The sequence below is a fragment of the Flavobacteriales bacterium genome (assembly GCA_013001705.1).
In the GTDB taxonomy this organism is placed as follows: Bacteria; Bacteroidota; Bacteroidia; order Flavobacteriales_D; family JABDKJ01; genus JABDLZ01.
Genome location: JABDLZ010000027.1, coordinates 1 through 10,506 on the forward strand (window position 1 = coordinate 1; position 10,506 = coordinate 10,506).

Here is a 10,506-nt window from a genome sequence, read left to right on the forward strand (position 1 = left end):
GCCTATGACTATGAGTTCACCTGGTTCGAGCAATCCATCGGCTTTACGTCACAAGGGATGGGAGCCGGTTTTGATGACCTGACCGATCTCTGTGCTTCAGAAGACACTGTGGGTTATGAGATCATCATTGTAGATGACAATGAGTGTATACAGAATGAGTTCTTCGTCATGGAAGAACCCGAGGAACTGACCTTTGAATTCGATGTCACCGATGTCTCTTGTAGTGGATTCACCGATGGAGCCGTGACGGTGACTGTAAGCGGAGGAGTGCCTCCGTATATGATCACCTGGCAGGACTCTACGGGTACTGTTATCAGCATGACCGACAGCATAGTGGATGTGGGAGAAGGATGGTACTACGTCTCCGTGATCGACTTGAATGGATGTACAGGTAATGACTCTGTAGAAGTCACCACACCGAACCCACTTATCGTACCGATCGATTTCGTGCCATACAATGGATTCGGAGTTACCTGTGTCAATGATTGCAACGGGACCATCTTCGCACCCGTCACTGGGGGTACAGAACCATACAACTATGACTGGTCCGATCAGGCTTGTGCCGGACCATATATCTCGGATGAACCAGCTGTGCTCGGTGGACTGTGTGCGGGAACCTATTTCCTCAATGTGACAGATGACCAAGGATGTATGACCTGTGAGAGTATCTCGCTGATCGAGCCGGATAGCATCCTCGCTGATGATGCTGTGGTCATGGATATCAGCTGTGAAGGGGAGATGGACGGTTCTATCGATCTCATGCTGACAGGAGGAGTACCCACTTACGATGTGGATTGGGTACCGAATGTCGGTACTGGAGAAACGGTATCCGGTCTAGGAGTGGGGTCTTATACCGCTTTGGTCCAAGATCAGAATGACTGTACAGCCCAATTCGAATTCGATATCGAAGAGCCTGAAGAGTTGATCGCTGTGGCAAGCAGCCCACTGGTAGGTGGCGGATTCAACATCTCTTGTAATTCTGCCTGTGACGGATCCTTGTTCTTGGATATCTCAGGAGGTGTAGGCACATACAGCGTTTCATGGACAGGCTCAGCACCGGTAGGGGGTAGTACGGCCACAAGTTTCGTGGGCGTTGTTTGCGCTGGTACATATACCGCTACTATCACCGATGACAATGGATGTACTATCGAAGAAACGATAACACTGACTGAACCACCGAGCATTGTCTTCACCTTCATCGTAGAGCAGCCCATTTCATGTAATGGAGAGTGTGACGGTCAATTGCGTACCCAGGTCAACGGTGGAGTACCACCTTATGAGATCGTCTGGAACGACCCCAACATGACAGAAGGACCGATCACGGGCGATGACCTCTGTGCAGGGACCTATTGTGCCACTGTAACGGATGCCAATGGCTGTGTAGCCTCATCCTGCTTCCCTCTGAATGAGCCTGATGTATTCGTCATTGATTGTATCGTGAGTGATGTCACTTGTACAGGAGCTGATGACGGAGCGATAGATTGCACCTTGAGTGGAGGTACACTCCCTTATGCCTGCACATGGACAGGACCCGATGGATTCACTTCCACAGATGAGGATCTGACGAACCTCGCTCCTGGAGAATACTGTGTGACATGCATAGATGCAAGAGGATGTGAAGTAGAAGCTTGTTATACCATAGGAGAACCTGACCCACTTGTGCTTACGGTGACCACTTCGGACTATAATGGATTCGAAGTGAGCTGCCCGGGAGCATGTGATGGCGAGATCACTCTGAGTGCTGTAGGTGGTACACCTGGATATACCTTCCTGCCGGCAGTTATTCAGACAGAACTTTGCGTAGGGATATATACAGTCTCTGTAGAAGACCTTCTCGGATGTGTGGTGTCGATCGATGTCGAACTGGAAGAACCCGACCCGATAGATATAACGTTGACCAGTCCCTTGTTCGATTGTGGAACCAATATCAACTGCCCTGGAAACAACTCAGGGGCCATATTCTCTACAGTAGATGGGGGCGTCCAAGGTACCTTCACATACAATTGGATCGATGTCAATGCGACCGACACCTTCGATATCGGTACCAATGAGGCTGTCGATCAATTGCTGGCTGGAGACTATGAACTCTATGTAGTGGATGCCAATGGTTGTTCGGGTACGGAGACCATCACCCTTACCCAACCTACAGACACCTTTACTGTGGATGTAATGCCGAGCATAGTGCCGAGTGGTGATAACATCTCCTGTGCCGATGCATGTGACGGTACTATTTCCTTCACACCTCTGAATGTGTGTGTGGATGCTACCTATAGTTGGTTCTTCGAGGCAGAACCGATATCCGATCTCGATGACCTATGCGCAGGTACCTACACACTGATTGCGATCGATAGTGCAGAATGTACGTTCACGGATACACTCACGCTATCAGAGCCGCTTCCATTGATGGTCGAGGATTCGGTCACCCAATCACTTTGTGCTGGAGACAATGCGGGAGCGGTAGATCTGACTGTGAGTGGTGGATCTCCGGATTATACCTTCGATTGGGATGATGAGAATCTGGATGATGTGGAAGATCAGGAGCAATTGGATCCAGGAGACTACAGTGTTACAGTGACCGATTTCAATGGCTGTGAATTCATTCTGGATTTCACTTTGACAGAACCTGATTCACTCTCAGTGGATCTCATATCTCCAATCTTGCTCCCACCGGATTATAACATATCCAGCTATCTGGGCTCAGATGGTGTGATCGATGCGATAGTAGAAGGAGGTACAGCTCCATTCACCTTTGTTTGGACAGGCGATGACGGATTCACATCCGACCAGGAAGACCTGAGCGGACTGACTGCACAGAGCTACTGCTTGGAAGTAACGGATGCCAATGGTTGTGTCACAGGAGAATGCATCGAGCTTACCGAACCGGATGATCTTGAACTACCGAACGGAATGTCACCGAATGGCGATGGACTCAACGATGGACTCATCATCCAAGGTATCGAAGCCTTCCCTGACAATACCGTCAAAGTGTTCAACAGATGGGGTGATGAGGTGTTTGTAGCCAACGGTTATAGCAATGGCAATCGATGGAATGGAGAGAGTGATAGCGGAGGGATCGTTCCTGATGGGACCTACTTCGTCATCCTCGTGGTCAAGGATGGTGAAGGCGAGCGGGAGCTCAATGCATATTTAGAGATAAGAAGATGAATGGATGTAATGCGTAGATCATGAAAAAACTGATAATCATACTTCTAGCTTCGACCTGTTATCTCACTGCCTCTGCGCAGCAAGAGGTTCTGGTCAGTCAATACATGTTCAATGGGCTCTTTATCAACCCGGCCTATGCTGGCAGTCACGAGTACTGGGAGGCTACAGCACTTCACCGCTCGCAATGGGTCAACCTGGAAGGAGCACCGGTGACACAGATGCTGGAAATCGATGGTCCCATCGAGAATCGGAAATTGGGGCTGGGTGCGGTGATCGTCCATGACGATATCGGGGATACCGAACAATTCGAATTCTCTGCAAACGGTAGTTACCATCTGGACCTGGACAGTGAGCGGAAGAACCGTTTGGCCTTCGGGATTCGGGCCGGATTTACGAGCTATTCGTTCAAATTCGATGATACCAAGGTCTTCGAGGACGGTGATCAGGTATTCCAAGACCAGATTTCCAATGAATTCGTCCCAAAGTTCGGTGCTGGTGTATACTTCTACTCGGATAAGATGTATGCCGGGATCTCCATCCCGACCGTATTCGCGGGAGATGGAAATCTCTCCTTTGATGTGGATAGCCTCTCACCTCGGGCTGACGATCGCTATTTCGAACAGCACTATTTCATCAATGGTGGATATGTGATCGATGCGGGCGAGAATCTGAAGATCAAGCCCAATGTGCTTATCAAGTATCATCCCTCAGCACCCATCCAAGTGGACATCAATGCCAATTTCCTCTTGTATGAGAGGCTCTGGCTCGGAGCATCTTATAGAACAGCTTCAGACCTGATAGGAATCGTGGAGTTCAACGTGACCCCTCAGATTCGGGTCGGATATTCCTATGATTTCACCTTGAACGACATTGCGGATTATAGCAATGGAAGTCATGAAGTGATGTTGGGCTACAATTTCGGTAAGGAGGTCATCAAGATGAGGTCTCCAAGGTACTTCTAATACAGAACCATGAGAAAAGTACTGTACTACAACATTCTGGCACTCTTACTACTGGCAATCCTTTCTGGATGCGGGTACAAACACTACCTCAATAGTGGTAAGGAGGATTACAACAACTTAAAATTCGCCTCTGCCAAGGATAACTTCAACACGGCACTTCAGAAGCGACCAGAGAGCTACGAGTCATTGAAGATGCTCGCCCTGACCCTTCAGAAATTGAGGGACTACGATGGGGCGGAGCAGGCCTACAAATTGGCCATGAACTATCCGCAAGTCACCTTGGAGGATAAATTCAACTACGCCAAGATGCTTATGAGCAACGATAAGTATGAGAGGGCCGAGGATCTCTTCAAAGAATATCTCGTCACCAATCCGGAGGATGAGATCGCACAGACCTTGCTTCAGAGCTGCCAGTTCATCGAGTTGTTCAGAGATGATACATCCAAGTATAAGATCAAGCCGCTCCCACTATTGGACAATATCTCCATGTTCAGTCCGGTCTTCTATGAAGATGGTCTGGTCTATACAGGAGAACGCACCAAGGCGGGTAAGAAGAATCCATGGACAGGTCTAGGCTACAACGATATCTATCTGCTCAAGAAGAATGGTGGGGAATGGTCCGACCTAGGAAAATTGGCCCCTGTCTTCAACAGCGCCTATCACGATGGTCCGGTCTCATTCGATCAGAACGGGGACTATGCGGTCTTTACCAGAAGCCATACCAGCAATGAGGGTAAGAAAAGACAAAGCAATGAGGAGAATGTGAATCACCTCTTCTTGTTCAGTGCTGAGAAATCAGATGGTGAGTGGAAGAATGTCATGTCTCTTCCGTTCAACTCGGATGATTATTCCAATGTGCATCCCTCACTCTCGCCATCGGGTGATACGCTCTTCTTTGCCAGTGATATGCCAGGAGGTGAGGGTGGATTCGATATCTATCGCTCCATCAAACAATCTGATTCTTGGACTACACCGGTGAATCTCGGACCTGCGGTAAATACACCTGGAAATGAGCTCTTTCCTACCATTACAAGCTCTGAAGACCTATACTTCTCATCCGATGGCCATCCTACACTGGGGTCTCTGGATATCTTCAAAACTGAAATAGAGGATGGTGAATGGCGTAAACCGCGTAATCTGAATTACCCGATCAATTCATCTGCTGATGATTTCTCCGTGATCCTTATGGCTCAGGACAGTATGGGCTATTTCACCTCTAACAGGGATGGAGTGGACAGAATCTATGAACTTCAAAGGAAGCCCTCAGGAGTGGTCTCCATAGATGGTCTCGTACTTGGTCAAGATAGTATGCCCTTGGAAGGTGCCCTGGTCAAACTCATCGATAATAAGACCGGTGATGTGATCGTAGAGGTAGTTACAGGTCCGGATGGTAAGTTCGACTTCGAACTCCTTTCAGATAGGGTCTACAAGATCGAGAGCAGCAAGGATGGGTATTTCACCGAGAGTTATGTGCGCTCCACTGTAAGTCAATATGAGGATGAAGTGGAGAAGGTCACCTTCAATATGAAAGAACTCATCGTGACCGACCCGAATTCGGAGTATGGCTCAGATGGAGTGTATAAGGTGGATAATATCTACTACGATTTCAACAAACACAATATCCGGGCAGATGCGGCCAAAGAGTTGGATAAGCTGGTCAAACTCCTCAATGACAATCCGACCATCTCTATAGAACTGCATTCACACACCGATGCCCGTGGGGATGATAAATACAACCAGAGATTGTCCGATCGTAGGGCCAAAAGCGCTAAAGCTTATCTGGTGCAACGGGGAATAGCTGCCAGCCGCCTATCCAGCAAAGGATTCGGTGAATCGCGCATCATCAATGAATGTAAGAACGATGTCGAGTGCTCGGATGAGAAGCATGAAGAGAACCGTAGGACTGAATTCATCGTCACTAAGAAATAGGGATCTAAGACCCACTGAAAACTAAAAAGGGAGGCCGATCATCGGCCTCCCTTTTTTCAATGGTACTTGCTTGGCGCTATCAAGCGGCTTTTTTCAAGACCAATTCGCTGAATGAGGTGTCTTTGATCTTGGAATTGACCCAGGATTCAAAATCGAAATACTCCAGAATGACCTTGTCTGCATCGTTCTTCAACACCTTTGACAATTCTGGACGCATCTTCTCCATGATCTTCTTCTCATCGTTCTTGTCATATGCCTTGGACAGTTTCTTCAGATAGGTGATCACCAGCGCCTCTATGTCGTAGGCACGCTTGCGCTTATTCAGATACCTATGCGTGGATTTGATGATATACTCGAGCAGCTCATTGTTGCCCAGTTCGTAGTGGATCACCAGATTGAATAGTCGAGCATAGCCATAGATATCTTGACGTAGATTGGATTCATTGTCATTCAAGACCTTATTGATCCAGAACAGACTCTTATTGTACTCTCCAATGCCGAAATTGATGTAAGCGAAATTGTAGTAGAACTTGATCTCCTGCTCCTTGTTGATCCGCCCTTTATACTTCTCCATCTCTTTGAGGATCACATCTATCCTTTCAGCCGCTTTCTCGAAATCACCGGTACGCTGGCTGAGCTTCAATTCTGCCAATTGACCTTCTTTGAATATCATCACCTCGATATCGAGCGATTTGAATCCTTTCTTTCCCTGTAGTTCGGCCATACAGGCCATCAGTTCTTTGGATTTCTTGTAATCACCCATCTCGATCTCGCACTTGATCAGATTGCTGAGGGTGCGGATATAGCGTTTAGGGATGTCCTTCTTGATCAATTCGTTGTTATCGAATATCTCTTTGACCCGTTCGAATTTGGTCCGGCACTTCTTCCAATCCCTGTTGGCCATCGCACAGAATCCTTGTATGTAGTAGCAGATAGTAGCTGCTCGATTGGATAAGGCTGTATTCTTATTCTTGATCAGCGGATGATTCGAGATCTCTTCTATAATGAGTTTATCGCGGTCGTTTCGCGCGTATCCTCCACTTCGGAATACATAGTTGATCTTGGAGTAGAGTACATGATAGGCGGCCAGATTACGCAGCTTCTCTATCACGGCTTTCTCCTCACTGATGAGTTTGTCCAGATCGACAGAGAATTCTCCTTCTTCATAGGCCTCCTCTAAGAGGATCTTCTCCCAGCTCAGCAACTCATAGAGGTAGTAGAACTTCTCATGAGTGACAGCCAGTTTCTTGGCTCTGACCAGAAATTTATTGCACTCCTTGTAGAGCGACTTGGTATATAGGATCTCAATGTTCTTTATCTCCTGCTTGAGTACCGAACTCACCGTATTGTCAGCATGGTAGGCCCGTAGGCTTTTAAGAATGAGTTTGTAGAGATGGTTCTTTTCGGATGGGAAATGCTTGACAAAGGTCTCCCCTTTGAATTCCTCCTTGATGGCCTCCTCATCGTATTCCTTCTGTTTATCTATTGCAGCGAATATCTTCAGGTAGTTCTTACTTCCAGATTGGAGGCTGGAAGAGAGCTTGAAGAATCTTTTCTCTGACTTGGTAAGGGACTTGATCAGGTCGAAGAGTTCCTGGGAGGGTTTCATGGGAATGCAATTATTGTACTATCTATACAAGCCATGAGACAGCTTTCCCTACCGTATCGCGTCAAAAATTATGCATTGGGAATCCAATTAGATAGAAAAGACTCATGATCCCACGTCTTTGAACCACGATGCATAGTGGAGGTAGTTCTTAGCGATACGGGCAATCTCTCCTTCCATCAATCGGGCATCTACATCCTTGACTTTACGTGCAGGTACACCGGCATACACACTTCCACTTTCTACCCGAGTGCCTTCAAGTACCACTGCTCCAGCAGCAATGATACTTCCGCTCTCTACGATACACTCATCCATGATGATGCTACCCATACCTACGAGCACATGGTCTTCCAGTGTACATCCATGCACAATGGCATTATGGCCTATGGAGACATCATTCCCGATGACGGTCTCGGTGCGTTCATAGGTGCAATGGATCACCGCCCCATCTTGGATGTTGACCCGATCTCCTACGGTTATTCGATTCACATCGGCCCGGATGACGGCATTGAACCAGACGCTGCAGTCATCGCCCAGGGTCAATTCTCCTACCAGTGTGGCATTTTCGGCTAGAAAGCAGTTCTTCCCATATCGAGGTGTGATTGATCTGCAAGGTAGAATCAGCGCCATAGAATAAAGTTCTGTCTCAAATATGCTGATTCTCCTAGATTGACCAACTTTGCTGATCCATGGAGAACAAGACACTTTTACCCACCTATGTTTACACGGAGATGACTCCCAATCCCAACAGCCTCAAATTCGTGGCCGATCGGACGGTCATTCCTGAGGGACGTATTGCCGAGTTCGAAACCCCATCTGATATTGGTGCTGCGAGTCCATTGGCGACCTCGCTATTCCAATTCCCATTTGTAAAGGGAGTATTCATCATGAGCAATTTCGTCACTGTGACGCGCTCTGGAGATGTAGAGTGGGATCTGGTCAAGAACGAGCTACGTGAGGTCATTCAGAGATACCTGATGGAGAATCAATGGGCCGTCTCTGATGACTATCAAGGACTTCGCCCAGAAGAGATGGGTGCACCACCGGCCCTGGCCGAACACAAGGTCGGTAATGAACTGGAGCAGAAGATCGCTGATATCTTGGATGAGTATGTAAAACCAGCCGTAGAACGAGATGGGGGAATCATCCAATTGGATTCTTTCCGCAATGGAACGGTCACGGTCAATCTGCGTGGGGCATGCAGCGGTTGCCCCTCTAGCACCGTCACTTTGAAGGACGGAATAGAGAACCTCTTGAAATCCATGCTACCCGAAGTGAATGAGGTTGTAGCTTTGACCTGATATGACTCTTTCAGAGAAATTAGAAATACCATTGTTCCCCTTGTCGGTCTTCTTGCTGCCAGGAGAACGCATGCAGTTGCACATCTTCGAGCCGCGCTATAAGCAGCTGTTCGCTGAGTTGGAAGAGGGTGATAATAGATTCGGCATACCCTATGCCACCGGTCGTGTGACCAGGAAATTTGGATCGCGTTGTCGTTTGCTGCGTGTCATCAAGCGTTATTCCAGCGGAGAACTCGATGTATTGGTAGAAAGCGAGGGCATCTTCAAATTGGATGATTTTCAGCAGATGAAAGAGGATAAACTCTATCCCTTTGGTAAAGTTTCCCTGCTTAGGGAACTCAATAGGGAAGAGGTGGATGAACATGTCATGCAGACCTACGATGCCATGTGTGAAAATCTCAGCGGTTCAGATCTTCATTTCCATACGGTGGAATCCAGAAGTACACTGGCCATTTTGTCATCGCTCAATGCGTCCAGTGAAGAGAAATATCGTTTCGTCCAACTACCTGATACGGCATCGCGCAACTCTTGCCTATTGGGAATGATCCGTATCCTGGATTCACTCATCTTGCAGGAAAAGGCTACGGAAGAAGGATTCTATCTATCCTGATTTTTTTCAGAAGCTTTATGGAATCGGATGCTGTTCTGCATCCTTATATCGATTGCAACAATAAAGCGATAGATATGAGATACCTACACACCTTCATACTGGTGATGCTTTCCATCACCTTCCAAGCACAGAATTTCGGAGAGATCAAAGGAAAAGTACTGGATGCGGTGACCGGGGAACCGGTAGCCTTTGCCAATGTCTGGGTAGAGACCGGAACGGTTCCCATTGGTGCTTATACGGATGATGACGGTAGATTCCGCATCAAACCACTGAGCCCAGGTACCTACGACCTACATGTCAAGGACGTGAGATACACGGCCTACGTACAGCAAGGAGTCGTGGTAAGTCCAAATGAGATCACTGTCTTACCAGAAATATCCTTGGCAGCCAATACGTTGGGAGAGATCAAGGTGGTCACCTACACGATTCCACTCATCGATAAGGACAATCCAAGCAAGATGACCATAGGATCGGCCGATCTCAAGCACCGATCAGATGTCAGGGACACCCGGACGATGATCTCGCGTCTGGTGCCTGCCGTCAAGCAGAATGCGGAAGGTGACCAGTTGTTCTTCAAAGGAGCCCGACCTTATAATATCGCTACTTTCATCGATGGGGTGAAGGTGGGTGCTGGTGAAGTGCCTCGTATCCCTAGCAATGCCATCAATAATCTCACGGTCTACACTGGAGGAATACCTGCGTGCTATGGAGATGTCACAGGTGGTGTGATCGTCATCGAGACCAAGGGGTATATGGATTTCTACAGAGAAAGTCAGCGAAGAAAGCGTCAACGAACACAGCGCATAGATTGACCGATGAAGAGATCATAGTCAAGTATCGGACAAAGGCCGATAGTCGCTGGGTGGGCATGCTCTATGAGCGTTATGCCCATCTGGTGCTTGGGCTATGCTATAAATATCTACAGGATAAAGA

8 protein-coding genes are annotated in these 10,506 nt (G+C 47.8%); 6 read left to right on the forward strand and 2 right to left on the reverse strand.

What is annotated here, in order from left to right:
- From HKN79_00690 to HKN79_00700, 3 genes are all read left to right on the forward strand, one after another.
- On the forward strand, positions 1–3,165 hold a 3,165-nt coding region (locus tag HKN79_00690; GenBank protein NNC82069.1), incomplete at its 5' end, for a T9SS type B sorting domain-containing protein.
- 20 nt (positions 3,166–3,185) lie between these two features.
- Positions 3,186–4,127, forward strand: a complete 942-nt coding sequence (locus HKN79_00695) for a type IX secretion system membrane protein PorP/SprF (protein ID NNC82070.1) — start codon at positions 3,186–3,188, stop codon at positions 4,125–4,127.
- Positions 4,128–4,136: 9 nt separating this feature from the next.
- Positions 4,137–6,056 carry an OmpA family protein gene (locus HKN79_00700; protein NNC82071.1) on the forward strand — a complete coding sequence of 640 codons (1,920 nt, stop codon included), beginning with the start codon at positions 4,137–4,139 and terminating at the stop codon, positions 6,054–6,056.
- A 79-nt stretch (positions 6,057–6,135) separates the two neighbouring features.
- Here HKN79_00700 and HKN79_00705 read toward each other — a convergent pair whose 3' ends face one another.
- Together HKN79_00705 and HKN79_00710 are read right to left on the reverse strand one after the other, a co-directional pair.
- Positions 6,136–7,665, reverse strand: a complete 1,530-nt coding sequence (locus HKN79_00705; protein NNC82072.1) for a hypothetical protein — start codon at positions 7,663–7,665, stop codon at positions 6,136–6,138.
- Positions 7,666–7,767: 102 nt separating this feature from the next.
- Positions 7,768–8,292 (reverse strand): gamma carbonic anhydrase family protein, encoded by a 525-nt coding sequence (locus HKN79_00710; GenBank protein ID NNC82073.1) that lies wholly within the window; start codon positions 8,290–8,292, stop codon positions 7,768–7,770.
- Positions 8,293–8,351: 59 nt separating this feature from the next.
- On the opposite strand from HKN79_00710, the gene HKN79_00715 reads away from it, so the two are divergent.
- The 3 genes from HKN79_00715 (at position 8,352) to HKN79_00725 (ending at position 10,385) form a co-directional block, all read left to right on the forward strand.
- A complete protein-coding gene (locus HKN79_00715; protein NNC82074.1) occupies positions 8,352–8,963 on the forward strand; it encodes a NifU family protein in 612 nt (203 codons plus the stop codon).
- A gap of 1 nt (position 8,964) precedes the next feature.
- The gene (locus HKN79_00720) at positions 8,965–9,573 is read left to right on the forward strand and encodes a hypothetical protein (protein NNC82075.1); all 609 of its coding nucleotides are present in this window, start codon (positions 8,965–8,967) and stop codon (positions 9,571–9,573) included.
- A gap of 74 nt (positions 9,574–9,647) precedes the next feature.
- Complete coding sequence (locus tag HKN79_00725) at positions 9,648–10,385, forward strand: TonB-dependent receptor (GenBank protein ID NNC82076.1); 738 nt, start codon at positions 9,648–9,650, stop codon at positions 10,383–10,385.
- Positions 10,386–10,506 lie beyond the last annotated feature (121 nt).

Bases quoted from the DNA above. Each gene is read 5' to 3' on its own strand.
- HKN79_00695 (NNC82070.1), top strand. From the start codon at position 3,186: ATGAAAAAACTGATAATCATACTTCTAGCTTCGACCTGTTATCTCACT.
- HKN79_00700 (NNC82071.1), top strand. From the start codon at position 4,137: ATGAGAAAAGTACTGTACTACAACATTCTGGCACTCTTACTACTGGCA.
- HKN79_00705 (NNC82072.1), bottom strand. From the start codon at position 7,665: ATGAAACCCTCCCAGGAACTCTTCGACCTGATCAAGTCCCTTACCAAG.
- HKN79_00710 (NNC82073.1), bottom strand. From the start codon at position 8,292: ATGGCGCTGATTCTACCTTGCAGATCAATCACACCTCGATATGGGAAG.
- HKN79_00715 (NNC82074.1), top strand. From the start codon at position 8,352: ATGGAGAACAAGACACTTTTACCCACCTATGTTTACACGGAGATGACT.
- HKN79_00720 (NNC82075.1), top strand. From the start codon at position 8,965: ATGACTCTTTCAGAGAAATTAGAAATACCATTGTTCCCCTTGTCGGTC.
- HKN79_00725 (NNC82076.1), top strand. From the start codon at position 9,648: ATGAGATACCTACACACCTTCATACTGGTGATGCTTTCCATCACCTTC.